Here is an 18,438-nt window from a genome sequence, read left to right on the forward strand (position 1 = left end):
CCTACTTTGCTGAATAATAGTGTCGGTCATTCTAATCGTCTTCTTGGTGTAACTCCCGATCCATTTCTCGATGAAGTTCAGGATCATAATTTTCTGGATCTTCCCCTTCATAAACGGACGGACAGCGCGTCTGTACTTTATCTGCTTCAAACACTCCGTCTTCACCAAGGTAACCATGAACGATTACGATCACATCATCAGAAAAGTTATCAGGTCTCACTCCTTTATAAAAAATAGGAAGGATGTTTCCCTGATCATCTTTTAGATCAAAATTTAGTTTTATTTCATCTGCATTCCAATCGACGGACCCTTCAACGAGAAAACCTTCTGTTGTAATATATCGTTCCATATAATCTTGTGAGTTCTGATTGATTTGCTCGATCGATATTTCTGATCCACTTGAAGCAGGCGTCGCTGTAATAAGTAATACAATAATACTGAGAAAAATCATCGCTCCACCGAGAAGTACTTTCGTATTTTTTTTCATTTTATTCGTCCCCCCTTAAGATGAACGTTTCGATCGTTCTTTTTTATAGGTCTCTTCATCAATCTCGCCTCGGATTAACTTTTGCCGTAACTCTTTCGTATCAATTTCCGGGTCGACATGAACAGCTTTCGACCGGCTTTTCTCTTTTACATTTACTTGAGACCCTCGACTTCTAAGCCCGAAGAAAACAAACATTCCTGCGATGATAATTGATAAGCTAATCATTAGAGCACTTTCTGTATCAATTAGTGGTGTTCCGCCATTTCCTGCAGCCGCTTCAGGTGATGAATCATCACGGAATTGTGCGTGAATATCATCATCTGGTGGCGTTTGCGTCTCCATTGCTTCAAGTGTCGTGACGCTATCTTCTTTTTCATAAGAAATGTCTAGATTAAACGTTGTACCAACTTCCGCGTCTTCACTGTCATAAGCATGCGCTAGAACCCCAAACATCTCTGTTTCACGATCCGCTTCTTCACTCATTGTGAAATCTTCAGCACCGAACGGTTCAAATAGTAATAAACTCATCGTTTCAGCAGGTAACTCAAGTTCATAGTTATAAAAAAATTGGTACGGATCAGTCTCTTCGTACGGATCGTAATAATACTCAATGACAAACCGATACTCATCACCTTGTTCAAGTTCCTCTTCAGGTTCCCATACGAGATGGCCTGTTTCTTCATCTAATTCAGCATCTACTTCATGAACGATCCCTTCTTCATCAAATTTTCCAACTAGGGAGAGTGTAAAAGCGGGTTCTTGATGAGGCACTGAAACACGAAACTCTCCTTCAAAGCTCGTTTCGCCTTGATACGTAAAGATCCCGTGTTGCCCTACTAAAACTGCTGGTTTGCCTTCTTCCCATCCCTCAGGTTCTACATACTGAGGCATCACCTGTACAACTAATTCTTTAAAATTAAGCTCTGAATCTTCTAGTGGTTCAGCTAAATAGCCTTGAGGAAAAATAAATAAGCTAGAAATGATGATGATTACTAATAATCGTTTAAGTAAGTTTTTACATTTCATAGGGACCTTCCTTTCTGTTCCATTTCTTCTATACCTTGACTGTATACCGGTTCTCTTTTGTGCACTGTGATTTAAATCACATAATATCAAGGCAGAATTGTGAAGGTTTTTCACAGTTACTACAAACTCAAGAAACTTCATTGAGACCGTAGTTTTTTTAGCAGATAAGGAAAAGCTAAAAGTCAACGAACGTTTGACCTCAAGGAGTGTTCTCATGAAATCAACAGATCAATCTCAACAGCCGGCATACAAAACACCCACGTATAAAAATTCGCAGTATACCTTAACGTTCATAGGTATATTACTCGCGGTACTTATCGGCTTCCTGTCCTATCAATATTCAGGAATGCAATACGTTGTATTATTTATTACTGGAATATTGATTGGTTTTACGTTGTTTCATGCTAGATTTGGTTTTTCTTCTGTCTACCGTCAAATCGTTGAAGATGGAAATACCGAAATGCTTCGGGGACATATGCTCATGCTCGGAGCGGCAGCTACTTTTTTTGCACCTATTTTCTACTTTGAACTAGGTTTTTTTGGATCTTTCCCTGCACCGGCTATGTCGCCGATTAGTATTGGACTTATTGTTGGATCGTTTCTTTTTGGATTTGGTATGGAAATAGGTAGTGGATTAGCCCCAGCATCTTTATATAAAGTCGAAGGTGGAAGGACAGCCATGATCTTTACGCTGTTTGGATTTACTGGGGGGGCTACATTAGGAGCAGCACACTTTGGATTTTGGAACGAAACCCTTCCTTCAGCTTCTCCCTTCTCACTAGCTACTGGTAATCCTTTTGGTTACCCTGGAGCTTGGATGATGCAAATGACGATCTTCGCTTTGATCGCTATTGGTAGCTATTTGTACAAAAAAAAGAAAAGACCCCCAGCACTACCATCTATGCCTTCAGGTACAAATTGGCGGCAAATCCTGTTTGGTTTCTGGCCACTATGGGTCGGTGCCTTAATCCTTGCAGCTCTGAATGCCCTCACACTGCTTATTCGTGGAGAACCATGGGTACTTACCGCCGCATTTAGTCTTTGGGGCTCGAAAATCGCCATGTTCTTTGGCCTTGATGTTAGTACGTGGGGTTACTGGGGAGCACAAGAAGACCTGCATTCACTCCACTCATCGGTATTTGAAAGTTCTACTAGCGTTCTAAACTTCGGAGTCATCATCGGTACATTTATTACTCTTACTCTTGGTGGTTTGATCCGCTTTGCGAAAATTTCTTTCCGCATCGGTCTGATTGCACTTATAGGTGGCACATTGATGGGATACGGGGCTACGCTCTCATTTGGTGCAAACGTTGGTGCTTATTTTAGTGGCATTGCTTCATTCAGTCTCCATGCTTGGATATGGGGAATCTTTGCCATTACTGGTGTTTATGTTGCTTATCACCTTGAAAAAAGATTTAATTTTAGACGGGTTCAATCAAAACATTAATATCCATGTTCTTTATAATGAAATAGGATAAAATAAGAACAGCTTCGAGGGATAAAAAGCTGTTCTTTTGTTTTTACTGCTCTTCTAATTCTAGTACGTTAGGGAAATAATCATTTGTCGCATGAGTATGTTTCAAAAACGGATCCTCTTCTTTATAAACGGTTTGAATGATGTTTTCCATTTCTTCTTCCAACTCGTCAAAGTCGATTTCCAATTTTGTTAACTCTTCAATAGCAATTCGTATAGCTTGATTGGAAGCATCTGAAGATGTACGCATCGAATCCATCCCACCTTGTGGGTTATGGAAACCATCGGAGTTTTCAGCAGCAATAATATCCCAGAACAATTGTCCTTTACGGATATACCACTGTGCTTCTTCAATTCGGTCTTCAGGTGCGCCTGCAGTAATCATCCGGTTCACATAATAGTGAGCACGAACAGAATGTTCTTGTGTTTCGTGCATGGCATCTAGGTGACTTTCTTGAATGTTTTCTACTCGTTCAACTAACTCTGATTCTGATTTATCCGAGTGACACGTACGGCACGTTTGCTCCACGTTGTCCATCGGTGAGCCCCAGTGGTGAGAAGTGATTTTTTTCGCTCCATCCACTCTTTCGTAAGGCATATGGCAATCGGAACAAGATACGCCCGCTTCACCATGTGGACCATAACTCCATTGTTCAAACTCTGGATGTTGAGCTTTCAGCATAGGTGCTCCTGAAATGCTGTGAATCCAGTCATAGTCAAATCCTTCTTCCAACCCTTGATTTTCAAAGTACTCAAACATGTCTTCTGGTTTTAAGCCATTATCCCAAGGGAAAGTAACCTTTTTATTTTCTGGTTCGAAGTAATATTCTACGTGACATTGTGCACATACGTAAGAACGCATATCGTTTTTACTAGCTTCTGTCACATCAATGCCTCGACGCTCCATCGCATTCGTAAATGATGGGCGGGTAATACGTAATTCCATCGTCACAGGGTCATGACAATCAGAACAACCAATCGCCAAATGGCCGCTTGCACCTAATTCATCCACTTCATGCCCTTCGCCTAGAGCCATCGTCCTTGGAACAATCTCATCTTCAAAACTTGCTCCCCAATAATCATCACCCATTTCATCAATTAACACTGGTACCGCAGTACTTTTACACGTCATACAAGAACCGATCGAATCTTCATTTGTTCGAACGATATCAATGACATCTTCAATCGCATACGTGTGTCCTCGTGTTAAATTGTATTCTAAGCTAAAACCATAGTTCAGAAATAATATGGGCAAATTGGGCTCAATTTCTTCAACAAACTTCGATGTATTTTCGTCTTCCGGACTCATGTTTTTCAAATAACTTTCATATTGCAAAGGAAACTCTTCTTTAAAAGCAGTGTTTAATATTTCATCCGGAGATAAGCCTGTTGTTTTATCTTCTTCTTCCGCTGCCTCTGAGTTAGCACAAGCTGAGATTATTGCCAGACTCAATAACATAGAAATAAAGAATCCTACCTTTTTTTTACTTAAAAAGCTCATTATCTTCACCATCCTTTCCCTCATTAACTTCTTGCATCATATTCTCCGGGTTCGAACCATTCAGCCGGTTTATAACCAGCACTTCCATGAGGAACTTGTCTATGACAATCGATGCAACCCCCGTCTTTAATATCATGATAATCAACATTTGACATACTCGTCTCATGACAACTAATACAATTAGCTTCGATGACTTCTTGAGAAGCTTCGGTTGCATGAATCACATCGGGGACATCTTTCGAACCTAATGTATTCATGTAAATGTCGTGACTACCTGCTTTTGCTTTAAAAATAATTTTCGATGTCAAACTATCTTTTGGTGCATGACAATCATTACAGGCCAGTGTTGCATGACTGGATTCTGTATACGATTGATACGCGGCATCCATGATATGACATGTAGAACAAAACTCGGCTGAATCTGTTGCCTTCATTGCCCCTGCACTTCCTGCAAGCAGCGCAATGCCAATAAAGACGCCTGTGAATAACAACAATAATGTACTTTTATTAAGTTTCTCTCTCAGCTTTTTCAAACCCCCTCACCCCTTCCGTATCATAGAGTCTCCCTCACTCCCATTTTACAGAAGCTGGTTATCGTCCCATTGTGATATATATCACACTAAATATGGAGAAACTATGAACTTATTTCCTTACTAAAAAGGCACATTTGGAAAAAATGTACCTTTTTCGTTGCAAGACTAATTTATCCCTATTTCGCTAGTTTTATTGTCAATTAATCTACCAATGACGAAAATGTGAAGCTTCACTAAAAGGTTCAATTTATTTCACGTGTTTATAAGTAAAAATTATTTTTCGGTAAGGAATGAATGGGGGCATGACCCGATGGATCTGGACGCTAACCAAAGGATTTTCGTGAAAACAAGAGGTAATTTCGATAATAATGAGAATAAAAGTAAATAAAAAAAACTCCTAGTCTGATATATCAGACTAGAAGTCGAATCGTCTCATTCATGATCTAATGCTAATAACCGAGTGCAAGTCCATCTCCTCTTGGATCTGCACCTCCATGCTTAACATTTGATTTTTGATCAATTAAAATCATTCCCGCATGCCCCATCGTATCTTCCCAGTTTCCTAACTTCTCAATTTCTCCGTAAACCTTTCTTAAATCGTTCATCACTTCACCTGGTATTCGACCTTCAAGTTTTAAGGTGTTACTTCCAGCTCCCCATGTTCTTCCGTATAACCACCTTGGGGCTTCAATCGCTTCTTGCACGGAGAAACCATAATCAATAACTCTTGTAACGAGAGCTGCTTGTGTTTGAGGTTGTCCTTCTCCTCCCATAGTACCGTAAACGAGGTAGGGGTTCGTTCCATGAAATAACATAGCAGGATTTAACGTATGAAACGTTCGTTTTCTTGGAGCTAAGGCATTAACATGATTCTCGTCTAACGAGAAGAAGCTCCCTCGATTTTGTAATACAATTCCTGTTTTTGAAGGAATGATCCCTGAACCAAAATCATGGTAAATGCTTTGAATGACCGACACGGCATTTCCATCTTCATCCACAACGCTAAACGATACGGTATCACCTTTAGGGTCTAGTGGTTTACTCATTTCCATCGGTACTTTTGCTAAAATCTTTTCAGCAAGGTCCTTGCCATGCTCTTGAGAAAGAAGCTTATCTATAGGTATATCAATAAATTCAGGATCCGTTAGCCATTGATCCCTATCTTTAAATGCTGCTTTCGTAGCTTCAATAATATACTGGTAATACAACGAGGACCCTTCTTCTACTTCGCTTAAGGCAATATTGTTTAAGATATTAAGAATAGATAATGAAGCAAAACCTTGCGTATTGGGTGGTAAATTATAGGCCGTATATCCTCTATATGATGTAGTAATGGGTTCTACCCATGTTGATGTGTGACTCTCTAAATCGGCAGCTGTGATCATGCCACCATTTAGTTCCCCGTCGTTCACAATTTTTTCAGCAATTTCACCAAAATAAAACGCTCTTGATCCTTTTTCGGCGATCTCCTTCATTGATATAGCTAAATCCGGTTGCTTAAACAAGTCCCCTGGTTCATAAGGTAATCCTTCCTCGGATAGAAACGTTTTTGAAAACTCTTTGAATCTTCCAAGATCTCTAAATTCCTGGTCACTCTTATCCACATTCACTTTTGTCCAGTGATGTTGACTAGGTGACACGGGGAATCCACCTTCTGCATATGAGATAGCATCTGCTAATAACTCATGCCACTGAACGGACGACGACATGGAGGAAGATGCATAATGGTAGGCTTCTCCCCACCCATCAACCGCTCCTGGTACAGTATTCGCGGAGAGATACCCTCTGGCTGGAATGCTCTTATAGCCTTGTTTTTTATAAAAATCAATCGTTGCATGATTCACAGCTCGACCACTTGCATTTAAACCGTGAGTTTCTTTTGTTTCACCATTATGTATCAACCAAAAGTTATCTCCTCCTATACCGTTCATGTGAGGGTAAACAACAGCCAACGTTGAAGCAATCGCAATTGCCGCATCGATAGCATTTCCCCCTTTTTTTAATATAGACATACCTGATTGTGACGCTAAGTAATGAGGGGACGTTACCATAGCATTTGGTGCCATAATGGTTGGTCGTCCTGTTTCATGTTTACTTTCCACTTTGATAACAACTCCTTATTTATATTGTAAAATGGTAATTGAATATTAAGTTACACTATTTTCCGATAAGAGTAAATGTATTCCGATTTTTCAGAATTTTTTTGACTTTAAAAAGCTACCACACGAGGTGGTAGCTCATCTTAACTGAAACGCTTGTACATGATTGAAACCAAAGTTTAATACTAATTTCTCTTAAGCACTCAGCATTTGCATCAAAATTAACTTAAAACCTTCTCAGGTTCTCTTTCACGAAGTTCTAACGTTTGCTCTGTAGAAGCATGAATGTCTTTTAGAAGATCAGGATTTTCCATTAATGACAAACCGTAAGAAGGCACGATTTCTTTAATTTTTGGTTCCCATTCTTTTATCTGTTCTGGGAAACATCGATTTAGTACATCTAGCATGACGTGAACGGCCGTTGAAGCACCTGGTGAGGCGCCAAGTAACGCGGCGATTGAGCCGTCTTCTGCCGTGACGACTTCGGTTCCAAATTGAAGCGTCCCTTTGCCGCCTTCCTCTGTATCTTTAATTACTTGTACTCGTTGGCCTGCTACGACGAGATCCCAATCTTCGCTTTTAGCATTCGGGATAAACTCACGTAGTTCATTCATACGTTGTTCCTTAGATGACATGACTTGTTGAATCAAGTATTTAGTCAGTGGCATCTCCTTAGCTCCTGCTGCAAGCATCGTTAATACGTTATCTGGTTTCACAGACGTAATTAAATCAAACATCGAACCCGTTTTCAAAAACTTTGGTGAGAAGCCTGCAAAGGGTCCAAATAAGAGCGCCTTTTTATTGTTAATATACCTTGTGTCCAGATGTGGAACAGACATAGGTGGAGCTCCGACCTTCGCTTTGCCGTAAACTTTCGCATGATGCTTCTCGGTCACAAATGGATTGTTGCATACCATAAACATGCCGCTTACAGGGAATCCGCCAATTCGCTTACCTTCAGGGATGCCGGATTTTTGCAATAGATGGATACTTCCTCCTCCACCTCCAATAAAGACGAATTTTGCAGTACGACGTTCAACTTGACCGCTATCATTTTTCACTTTCAATTCCCAAGAGCCGTCGCTTATCTGTTTCAAATTCTCCACGCTATGGTTATATTGGATATCAACATTTTTATTGTGTAATTGGTCAAACAGCTTGGTTGTAAGTGCCCCAAAATTAAGGTCCGTGCCCGAGTCAATTTTCGTTGCCGCGATCGGCTCACTCGAAGTGCGCTCTTGCATAATCAATGGCATCCATTCTTCCAATGTTTTCGAGTCTTCTGAAAATTCCATCCCTTCAAAGAGAGGGTTAGATGTTAGCGCTTTAAATCTTCTCTTTAAAAAATCTACATTTTTGTCGCCTTGAACCATGCTAATATGTGGCAATGGCCTGATAAACTCTTGTGGTTTTCCAATCAAATTGTTGTTAACTAGATAAGACCAAAACTGCATAGAAACTTGAAACTGTTCATTTACATTAACGGCTTTAGTTATGTCCACAGACCCATCTGGTTTTTCTGACGTGTAGTTCAGTTCACAAAGTGCCGCATGCCCAGTTCCAGCGTTATTCCAGGCGTTAGAGCTTTCTTCTCCCGCTTTTGAAAGTTTCTCAAGCACGGTAATGTTCCAATCAGGAGCTAACTCTTTTAATAGAGTTCCTAAAGTCGCACTCATGATGCCTGCACCTATTAAGATCACGTCTGTTTTCATTTCTCCGTTGCTCATATCTATCAACCTTTTCATCTAGGATTGTAAGAAAAGATCGAAACGTCAACCTTTGCATAAGCTCGTCTCGCAACTTTTCTATTTGACTAAAAACCTTATTATCATGCACTAGAATATATAGTTTAAATTATCTCTATCATATGATAATTATGATAGATTTACAAGTTATATATAGTGATAATGAGGTTTAAATCACCTAGAAGTTTACAAATTCAGTCCTTTTTCTCGGTTTACTTTCAAAAACTAGAATCTACTTTTTTCAAATAAAAATAGGGATAAAAATAGGCTCTCCTATCTTTTCGAATGAAAGATTAATCATCATTCGTTCAAATGATTCCAGCCATAGACAAGTTCATTGAGTTTCTTTCCAGCAATTTCTACCTCAACCGTATCTATTACTTTACCACCTATAGCTTCATAGAATAACGTTGATTTGTTGTCTTCTAAAACAAGAACGATCATCGAGTTTATGCCTAATTTGGTTAGTTCATTTACTACTGGTTCTATTAGCAATCTTCCTATCCCTAGGCCTTGATACTCTTTTAAAATATAGATTGAACTGAGTTCTCCGTCGTACCCTTCATATTTTCCACTTCGCTCTCTTCCTCCTGACGAAAATCCGATTACTTCATTTTTGTCATTCACCGCCACGAAAACTTGGCTTTGAGGGATTTGACTCAACCATAATTGTTCTCGTCGTTCATATGATAATTGATCTAAATACTCATCTGGGATGATGTTTGCGTATGTCGTTCTCCAGCTATCAACATGTACTTTAGCTATCCCTTTTGCATCAGACAATTCAGCTTTTCTTATTTTCAAAAAATCACCTCAAATGCTTAATGGTTTTTTCTAAGCTTTTCTAATACTTCTCCCTTTACCTTTGTAAATCTTACCTTTAACGCAGCTACTGTTCGACTTCCTTTTTCTCAAGTATTTTTTCTTTATAGTACATCACTAATTCAGGGTAGTTTAGCATTTCCTTTTTCCCTTTATCATTTAGTACATAGACTCCCCTTCTCACCCGATCAAACCAGCCGTAATAATTTTTCGTTAAAATCGACGAAGTTTTCGTCCCCGTACCCATTTGTGTTAACAGCTTTGGTGATAGTTCTCCCACGTGCTCGAGGTAACAAGCGATTTGAATACAGTTTTCTCTGTAAGCTGTAATGATTTGCGTTCGACTACTTCCGCCGGTATTGAAATCGGCACTTCGTCCATCAATTTCTTTCAAAACCCCAAGCCGTTTCCGTTTGTTATGTGTGCTGCTTTTTTTATGTTTAAAAGGCGCAGGATCAAATATCACTTCTGCTTTTTTACGGGTAGGTGAAACGCTCACGACAATCAATCCTAATTCAAGTCTCCGCACTAACTGACATAAATCTTTCCACCGTTTGGATCGTAGATTGTACTTCGGTTTCGGAATAGCTATGTAGACAAGATCCGTTAATCGTTGTCTCTTTGTTGCCTGGACTAACAGATCTACCGTTAAATTCAGTTTTAATTCGATAATCAGAAGGTCATCGTCCTTCACAGCTGCCATGTCACAGTCCTTCACCTCTCCATAAACATCGTACCCTTCCCGGACAAGATGGGTCTGGATCGGTTTGTATAAATCTGATTCCTGCAGCTTCTTCATTTCTTTCATATGTAAACACCATCCACTTAAAAACTATTGATATGACTATATTATCATGGAAGTTCCCTATAAATAGCTTGATTTTTGCTTAAGTTAAGCACTGCCTAACGAATAATACATGGTCAGCATCGCAAACTAATACTGTATACTACGTCATTTAACGATAGGCAGGTTATGGTGATGTCACTGTCAAAAATTAAAAAAAGAATTCGCTCTAGCTTTTGGGGTATTCCTGTTCTTTTCGAGACAAACCACGGAATGGTGAGGCTTGTTTGTCTCCTTCCTGCTCATTTCGGGACTATATCTTTGAACCGATTGGAAACTTATCCACCTTCACTCCAACTCAAGCTTGCTGTATATCTCAACTTCCTTTAACGCTTGGGTCGCTAAATGATCTGCTTCTCGATTTTTCTTCCGTCCAATGAGGTCATATGTCGGTGTGATTCCTAACTGGTTCAGTTTCGCTTCTACGCGATTGGCCCATTCATTTAACACAGCTTCCATGCATGGCCATTCTCCGTTCAACTGGTTAATCACCACTTGAGAATCCCCACTGAATGTGACAGGGATATGATGAGCCCCTAATTCTTCTAGTTCCTTTAAGGCGAGATGAAGGGCGGCGTATTCTGCCTCATTGTTCGTCCCCAAATCTGTTAAACGTACATTCTTTCTGATTCGAAAGGAGTTGCCGTTTTGTTCATAATAGATGGCACAGCCTAATCCTGATACTTTCGATCCGATGTCAAAACCACCGTCGAAAAACACCGTGATATTATGAGGCTCAGTTTCAATTTCCTTCGTATACTTTTTCATTTCCTTTAACGTCCACGAGCTGTCACGACCGTCGACGAACATTACCTGTTTCATTCTTCCCGTCCGCTCTAAATCTTCTGCCAACAACAATGCTTTCTCTACTGGCATGTCCTCTGAAGTAAAGCTTGCTTTCGTTCCTTTTGGGGTACTATAAGCTAACGATCAAAGGGGGCACCACCTTTTCGTTTTATAAAAATAGGGTCGCTATTATTGTCTACTTCGATGAGGATCTTCATTCGAAGCTTCGATCACTATAAATAATCCTCGTTTGTATTCTTTCACATGGTCAACGGAAAATCCTGCTTTTTTTATGGTGGAAAGTGTATCCCGGTCCAAATGGCAGCCATCATATAATCGTTTCCAAAGCGGCGTCACAGCGGATTGGATTCGAGCTAGAAAAGGTTGTTGAACACGAACATGCTCGAAGAAAAGAATACGTCCATCTGACTTACACACTCTTCTGATTTCTGCTAGGGCTTTATCAGGGTCTGGGATGGTGCAAAGGACTAATGTGCCGATGACTGTGTCAAAACTATCGTCTGGAAATGGCAATCGTTCAGCATCCGCTTCTTGAACATCAATAACTAAGGATGCTTCTTGTGCACGCTTCAACGATTGTTCACGCATGGTGATGTCAGGTTCAATCGCCGTCACCTTGTCCGTCTTCGAAGTATAATAAGGGAAATTTAATCCGGTTCCTGAGCCAATTTCTAACACTTGTCCCTGTGCTTGACCTACGAGCGAGTTCCGAATCGACCGAAACATCCTTTTTTCCATCGGTGCCATTAACTTATCGTAAATTTTAGGTAACCATTTCCCCACGTTAACAACCTACTTTCTATAGCTTTAAACATTTATTTCTCGTTTTTTAAGATGTCTGTTAACGTCTCGTTTAGCGTCGGATAAGCAAACGTATACCCTTCACGCTCAAGTCTTTCTGGGATCATCCAGCGACTAAACTCTGATTCTGTTCTCAGCAGGCGTGTTCCAACGGAAAGCCTTTATTATTTTGAATGAACATTGATAACTTGTGTTCGCGTTATGAGATCGTACAAAGACTGTTTATTTTTCAAAAAAATAGCTGTCAAAATATAAACGAACATCAGCGCGTAGATGAGCCCACCAATTAGATAGTAATTGAACGGCATGTCCCCATCTCCTATATAAATTAACCGGTAAACAAGGAAATGAGACAGCTCCCAAGGTAGAAACTTCAAGGTGGTGCGTAAAGTTGCCTGTGGTAAAGATATAGCTGATCCTTTTAGGCTGACGACTCGGATTCCGGCTAACTTTTTTCCAACAGACTGCCCTCCTATACGCGAATCACTAATAATAAAATATAGGGATACTGGAGATGTGACCAGCAAAAAACCTGTCAACTGGGCGACCATTAGTGATCCAGTGAAAAAATTCTGTAAAGATGGAAAAATAAATACAGTTGCCATGAAGAGGATGATTAAATAGGCGAAAATTAGAACGTAATCATACATAAAAGCCTTTAACCGGACTAAAAATGTCGCATGCATAAACAGCACCCCTGTCTTAAAGGATTTGACTTTCACTTGTGGGATTTGCCGATAGATTGGCGTTTTTTTCCGATAGAGGTGTGATTTTTGCTGATAGGATGTGGTTTTTCGCCGATAGACCACCGGAATTCGCTGATAGGATGCGGTTTTTCGCCAATAGACATGCGATTTTCGCTGATAGAAGACCAGTTTCCGCCAATTGTACCCTATTTCATTATCATACTATATGAACTTCAAACTAAACCACGATGAAATCGTCAAAAATGCCGCACTTCTTCGCAAAAGTGCGGCGTTTTTTTACGGTTTCGTCCTGATCTTTTAAGCGGGCTCTGTCGGATTCCTCAATTACCCTTCAACTTCATTCCAATCATAAAAAAAGACCGCCAATTTTTTTCACCTTTAATCATAGGCCTTCTGCTACATATTTTTGCTTTGCTGAAGGAGTTTGGATTCCCCTGTGCGCTCCCATTCTTCAACTGTTTCATAGGCTCTTTCAGGCGAATACCCTTTCCCTACAAGGACTCCCATTAATATAAATTCTTGAAGAATGTGTGTAGCATTTACTCCTCTTTTAACATCTTCTAATCCTTCATTGACCAAAAACTCTGTGTGTTTCACCCATTCATCTGGAGTTCTGCCAAAAACATTTGAATTTCCATGATCATGATCATGTTCTTCTGCTGCCTCTGCATCCGCTTTTGTAGGGTGAACGGTTCCAAATGGATGATTAGGAGGAGCATAGATCGAGTAAAGTTTCAGCGGAACAGAACCAGTGTTGGTTAGATTATGCCAAGTGCCAGCAGGTATGATTATAGAATAATCATCATAGACATCTTTTTCAAAGGTCAATTGATCTTTACTCTCGCCCATTTGAACAATTCCCTGCCCTTGTTCAATACGCAGAAATTGATCAAGGTTAGGATGCATTTCCAGTCCGATATCTTCACCAGCATTGAGACTCATTAAAGTCAATTGTAAATGTGTTCCTGTCCATAAAGCTGTCCGGTACGTATTATTTTGCAATGTGGCTTCATTAATATCAATGACAAACGGGTTTGGTCCATAATCTGTTAAATGGATGTTTCCGCCACCGTTGGAAGAGCGAAATCCATCAAATCTTTGACCATGCTCTAACTCATTTGGAAACGCCCCATAGCCTCTTCCATAATCATAAGTGGGGTGATAAATATAATAAGGATATTGATACGGATACCCATAAGGAACATAGTACATTTTCTCAATCCTTTCACACTTGATAAAATTATCCTATGCACTTGTTTAGGGAACGTACCTAGTTTTATGATGACTGAGAGAGAAAGAGGATGGAAGCTACTGCTCTCGACGAAAAAAGGGAAATGATTAACCATTTTAGTGATCCTTACGGGTAGTTGTTTAAAAAATAAGATACCACACTGATACTTGAAATCAGTAAGGTATCTTTTATAAGTGAGCGCAGAGAGCTTTTTCTCTTTCTTTTAATCTTTAGTTGCCTTCTTTTGCGGGTTTTTGATAAACATCGATATGACAAAACCAATAAATGCTAGCCCCGTCGCGACCCAGAAAGAGATATTCACGCCTTGAATCATTGCTTCGTTGTCCGACACGCCATTGGCAGCAGATGCAGCACCGACCGACATCATCGTAACAAGAAAAGCTGTACCCAGCGATCCGCCAACTTGACGAAGGGTATTATTCATCGCCGTCCCGTGGGGAATGAGTCTTTCCGGAAGCTGATTCAAGCCAGCAGTTGTAATTGGCATCAAGACCATGGCCAGACTGAGCATACGAAAGGCATGAACGGTCGTCATATAGGTAAACGAGGTGTCTTCTGTCAGCCTTGTAAACAAAAAAGTCATGACTGTCAGTAACCCCATCCCGCTAATGGATAGCCACCTTGCTCCGACTTTATCAAAAATACGCCCGGTAATGGGATTCATCAAGCCCATCAGCAGAGCCCCTGGCAGTAACATTAATCCCGATTGAAATGCGGTTAACCCTAACATATCCTGCATATAAATCGGTAGGATCGTTGCTGCTCCAATCATCGACATAAACACGACAATTCCTATGATATTGGAGAGGGTAAACATGCTATATCTGAACACTCGAAATTCAAGGATCGGCTCCTTTAAGTTCAGCTGACGGAAAATAAACCACGTGAGAGAAACGAACCCGATCGACATCGTCACAATGACTTCTGTACTCCCCCATCCCGCAGCGCCTGCGGTACCGAATCCGTAAAGGAGGCCTCCAAAACCAAACGTAGACAAGACGATCGATAAGTAGTCGATTTTAGGAAACGTCTGTTTCGTCACGTTTTTCAGGACAAAATAAGCGGCAATTAAATCGATAATCGCAATAGGCAGGACGATGTAAAACAAGGCTCTCCATGGATATTGGTCCACGACCCAGCCTGAAAGGGTCGGACCGATTGCTGGAGCAAAAGCAATGACCATACCAACAAGCCCCATCGCCTGCCCTCGTTTTTCTATAGGAAAAATCATAAATAGGACCGTTTGCATGAGCGGGATCATGATTCCAGCTCCGCTCGCTTGCACAATTCTTCCTAAGATAAGGATTTCAAAATTCGGTGATAACGCTGCAATAAGTGTTCCAACAGCGAAAAGACTCATCGCTGTCATGAACAGCTTTCTTGTCGTAAATTTTCCAATTAAAAAGGCCGTGATCGGTATCATAATCCCGTTCACAAGCATGAAAATAGTGTTCAGCCACTGAGCTGTATTGGCATCGATTCCAAGATCTCTCATAATCGGCGGAATAGCTGTGACAAGTAGCGTCTGATTTAGTATCGCCACAAACGTGCCTGTAAGCAGTACAGCTACGAGTGGCACTTTATTTATCTTATCTGGCACGACCCTTCTCCCCTGTTCCCGTTCCTATTTGGAACTTCCACGCTAAATATCTTCTTTAATCATACGTAACTCTGTAGAGAAACGAAAGGATTTAGGGTTATAGTTACTTGCACATTTTAGGTGAGAGAAGTCGGGCTTACGGTTTAAAAAAAATATTTCTATCATTATAGAAACCTATTTGTGAAAAAGCTCATCTATACTGTGCTTATATATTTTCTTTAAAGACAGCAAGACAACCATGTACTTGCCGTCTTGAATCTCACCTTCATATCGTTGACAAAATTGGGGATGGAACATATAATACAGTCAATTACACAACCTTCACGTTGAGTACCTATAATGGGGTCCATAAGAGGAGTATGTTTTATGAGTGTGAGCGTTCTTAACTAATCCGTAACTGGATATGTACGAAAAGGAAAAAATCGACATGACGTCGGTTTATTTAGCGTACCTTTTCGTACTTGTTAAGAACCAAGCATTCAAATGGCACGCTTCTATCCTTTTTTAGGTGCGTCTGTTCAACGTGAAGGGCGGTTAAACGCCTCAAGCGATTGCTTGAGGCGTTTTTTGTGTACATTTTTTTAATAACTATTTATAGCGCCCTATTAAGGTTCAAATCTTAAGACGATAGAGTCGCCTAAGTTAAGTATAATATTGCCTATTTTTTAATAGAGAGGAAGATCATTATAATGAACCACTCATCATTGCAACAACTTGACTATGACAGAATATTAAATACAGTTGCCTCCTTTGCCCATACTGACCGAGCTAAGCGAACGATCTTGGCAAGTGCACCAAAGCTTGTGAAAAAACACATTGACCACATGCTCAACGAGGTACATCAGGCAGCGCGCATTTTAGAGATTAGTTCCAGTGTGCCCATTCACTCTCTGGATGAGGTTTCAACTTATCTTGAACAAGCACATAAAGGACTGTTTTTAAGACCAAGCCAACTTGAGCGTGTCGTTTCTTTTCTCGAACATTGCCGCAAGCTTAAGACATTTATGAAAGACAAGATTTCCGTAGCTCCGGATGTTGCCAACTATGTTCATTCGATAGCAGACATGACAGATGTTGAAAATGAGATTACTGGCAGCCTACGTCACGGCAAGATTGATGACTATGCCACACCTGAACTAGCGAATATAAGACGCCACCTTCGCTCAAAACAAGCGGAAGTGAAGGAAAAGGCTGAAGCGATGTGCCGATCCAAAAAGCTAGCCCCCTATCTTCAAGAGAATATGGTCGTTGAGAAAAATGGTCATTTTACGATACCAATCAAGAAACAGTATCGTTCAAAAGTTAATGGAAGCGTGGTCGATACCTCCGCTTCAGGCGCAACCGTTTTTATGGAACCAGCTGAAGTAGCTACTATATATGAGGAAGTGAATCATCTCATCATGGAAGAAGAACATGAAGTTGAAACCATCCTTTACCAGCTAACCGCTCTTGTTCTTGAAACAGAGGCAGATCTCCATATTGCAATGGAAACGATGCATCATTATGATGTGATTTTTGCTAAAGCGAAATATGGTCGTTCTATCGATGGCACTATTCCCGAGCTTAACGAATCATTCACGATTCACATTGATAAAGCGCGGCATCCCTTATTAGGAGAGCAAGCAGTCCCCCTTGCACTGCATCTAGGCATAGAAGAGCGAGCGCTTGTCATTACCGGACCAAATACGGGGGGAAAAACTGTCACGTTAAAAACAGTTGGTCTTCTAACATTAATGGCGCAAACCGGCCTGATGATTCCAGCTGGTGAAAAAACGTCTCTTCATGTATTTCAAAAGATTTATGTCGACATTGGCGATGGGCAGAGCATTGAACAAAATTTAAGTACATTTAGCTCTCGTCTTACAAACATCATTGATATATTAGAGCACGCAGATGATAAAACGCTAGTCCTTATTGATGAACTTGGCTCCGGAACGGATCCTAATGAAGGAATGGCCTTGGCTCAAGTTATCCTTGAACAATTGTTTGCTAAAGGTTCAACCATTTTAGCGACCACGCATTATCGTGAACTAAAGTCACTTGCCCAAACACATGATGGATTCCTTAACGGATCGATGGAATTTGATATTCAGACGCTTCAGCCCACATACCGACTTTTACTAGGTGAAACGGGGAACAGTCAAGCATTCGATATAGCTTATAAGCTTGGTCTGCATCCTGCGCTGATCAAACGAGCTCATCAACTAACCGATCAGCAGTCTAATGAGGATCGTTTCCCTGTTGACCAAACCGACCAAGTTCAGCAACGACGTTATGAAAAACAACTTGCGACGACAAAGTACGCGAGAAAGCAACGAAAGCCAAAGGAAGCGTCCATTCCATTGTTTAACCAAGGGGATAACGTCACCGTCTCTCCTAAAGGGGCCGTAGGTATCGTCTATAAAGGACCAGACGAGACAGGAAACTATCTTGTTCAAATCAAAGGAGAAAAGCATCGATTGAACCATAAGCGGTTAACACTGAAGATTCCTGCTAGGGAACTTTATCCTGAGGATTACGATTTTGACATCATCTTTAAGTCTGTTGAGTATCGAAAAACGAAGCATAATCTGGACCGTAAACACGTCGAAGGTTTGAGTCTCCATGAGGAGGATTAATTTTCTATTTATTGTGGTATAGGTCTTCGTAGCCACGACTCTTAAAGAAAGTCATTAGCTTCCTTTTAAAGGAATAAAAATGGATTATTTTTACCTTTTTACGTGTTTTTCCTAAAAAGCAC

General features: G+C 40.5%; 15 protein-coding genes and 1 pseudogene. 2 read left to right on the plus strand and 14 right to left on the minus strand.

Features of this window, described 5'->3' with window-relative positions:
- Positions 1–31: 31 nt before the first annotated feature.
- Together CR194_RS09500 and CR194_RS09505 are read right to left on the minus strand one after the other, a co-directional pair.
- The gene (locus CR194_RS09500) at positions 32–487 is read right to left on the minus strand and encodes a cytochrome c maturation protein CcmE (protein WP_110609434.1); all 456 of its coding nucleotides are present in this window, start codon (positions 485–487) and stop codon (positions 32–34) included.
- Between the two features lie 15 nt (positions 488–502).
- Positions 503–1,513, minus strand: coding sequence for an SHOCT domain-containing protein (locus CR194_RS09505; protein ID WP_110609435.1), 1,011 nt, complete (start codon positions 1,511–1,513; stop codon positions 503–505).
- Between the two features lie 214 nt (positions 1,514–1,727).
- Between CR194_RS09505 and CR194_RS09510 the strand changes: the two genes are divergently transcribed.
- A complete protein-coding gene (locus tag CR194_RS09510) occupies positions 1,728–2,960 on the plus strand; it encodes a YeeE/YedE family protein (protein ID WP_110609436.1) in 1,233 nt (410 codons plus the stop codon).
- 73 nt (positions 2,961–3,033) lie between these two features.
- On the opposite strand, the gene CR194_RS09515 is transcribed toward CR194_RS09510, so the two are convergent.
- The 12 genes and pseudogenes from CR194_RS09515 to CR194_RS09570 form a co-directional block, all read right to left on the minus strand.
- Complete coding sequence (locus CR194_RS09515; RefSeq protein WP_233254299.1) at positions 3,034–4,488, minus strand: ammonia-forming cytochrome c nitrite reductase subunit c552; 1,455 nt, start codon at positions 4,486–4,488, stop codon at positions 3,034–3,036.
- Positions 4,489–4,511: 23 nt separating this feature from the next.
- Positions 4,512–5,021: a cytochrome c3 family protein gene (locus CR194_RS09520; RefSeq protein WP_233254300.1), complete on the minus strand. Its 510-nt coding sequence runs from the start codon at positions 5,019–5,021 to the stop codon at positions 4,512–4,514.
- A gap of 449 nt (positions 5,022–5,470) precedes the next feature.
- Positions 5,471–7,087, minus strand: coding sequence for a gamma-glutamyltransferase (gene ggt, locus CR194_RS09525; RefSeq protein WP_110609962.1), 1,617 nt, complete (start codon positions 7,085–7,087; stop codon positions 5,471–5,473).
- A 254-nt stretch (positions 7,088–7,341) separates the two neighbouring features.
- Positions 7,342–8,847 carry a malate dehydrogenase (quinone) gene (gene mqo / locus CR194_RS09530; RefSeq protein WP_199228171.1) on the minus strand — a complete coding sequence of 502 codons (1,506 nt, stop codon included), beginning with the start codon at positions 8,845–8,847 and terminating at the stop codon, positions 7,342–7,344.
- 318 nt (positions 8,848–9,165) lie between these two features.
- On the minus strand, positions 9,166–9,669 hold the full coding sequence (locus tag CR194_RS09535; RefSeq protein ID WP_110609438.1) for a GNAT family N-acetyltransferase: 504 nt from the start codon (positions 9,667–9,669) through the stop codon (positions 9,166–9,168).
- 85 nt (positions 9,670–9,754) lie between these two features.
- Positions 9,755–10,495, minus strand: coding sequence for a DUF2161 domain-containing phosphodiesterase (locus tag CR194_RS09540; protein ID WP_110609439.1), 741 nt, complete (start codon positions 10,493–10,495; stop codon positions 9,755–9,757).
- Between the two features lie 324 nt (positions 10,496–10,819).
- Positions 10,820–11,452: pseudogene (locus tag CR194_RS09545) on the minus strand (ribonuclease H family protein); the annotation flags it as partial.
- A 54-nt stretch (positions 11,453–11,506) separates the two neighbouring features.
- On the minus strand, positions 11,507–12,121 hold the full coding sequence (locus CR194_RS09550) for a class I SAM-dependent methyltransferase (RefSeq protein ID WP_110609440.1): 615 nt from the start codon (positions 12,119–12,121) through the stop codon (positions 11,507–11,509).
- A 32-nt stretch (positions 12,122–12,153) separates the two neighbouring features.
- Positions 12,154–12,246: a DUF1731 domain-containing protein gene (locus tag CR194_RS09555; RefSeq protein ID WP_233254302.1), complete on the minus strand. Its 93-nt coding sequence runs from the start codon at positions 12,244–12,246 to the stop codon at positions 12,154–12,156.
- A gap of 57 nt (positions 12,247–12,303) precedes the next feature.
- Positions 12,304–12,825: an RDD family protein gene (locus tag CR194_RS09560; RefSeq protein ID WP_110609442.1), complete on the minus strand. Its 522-nt coding sequence runs from the start codon at positions 12,823–12,825 to the stop codon at positions 12,304–12,306.
- Positions 12,826–13,242: 417 nt separating this feature from the next.
- Positions 13,243–14,058, minus strand: coding sequence for a cupin domain-containing protein (locus CR194_RS09565; RefSeq protein WP_110609443.1), 816 nt, complete (start codon positions 14,056–14,058; stop codon positions 13,243–13,245).
- 242 nt (positions 14,059–14,300) lie between these two features.
- On the minus strand, positions 14,301–15,698 hold the full coding sequence (locus CR194_RS09570; protein ID WP_110609444.1) for an MDR family MFS transporter: 1,398 nt from the start codon (positions 15,696–15,698) through the stop codon (positions 14,301–14,303).
- A 689-nt stretch (positions 15,699–16,387) separates the two neighbouring features.
- Here CR194_RS09570 and CR194_RS09575 point away from each other — a divergent pair.
- Positions 16,388–18,316 carry an endonuclease MutS2 gene (locus CR194_RS09575; RefSeq protein WP_110609445.1) on the plus strand — a complete coding sequence of 643 codons (1,929 nt, stop codon included), beginning with the start codon at positions 16,388–16,390 and terminating at the stop codon, positions 18,314–18,316.
- Positions 18,317–18,438: the final 122 nt, after the last annotated feature.

It is taken from the genome of Salipaludibacillus keqinensis, from assembly GCF_003226325.1.
Lineage (GTDB): Bacteria > Bacillota > Bacilli > Bacillales > Salisediminibacteriaceae > Salipaludibacillus > Salipaludibacillus keqinensis.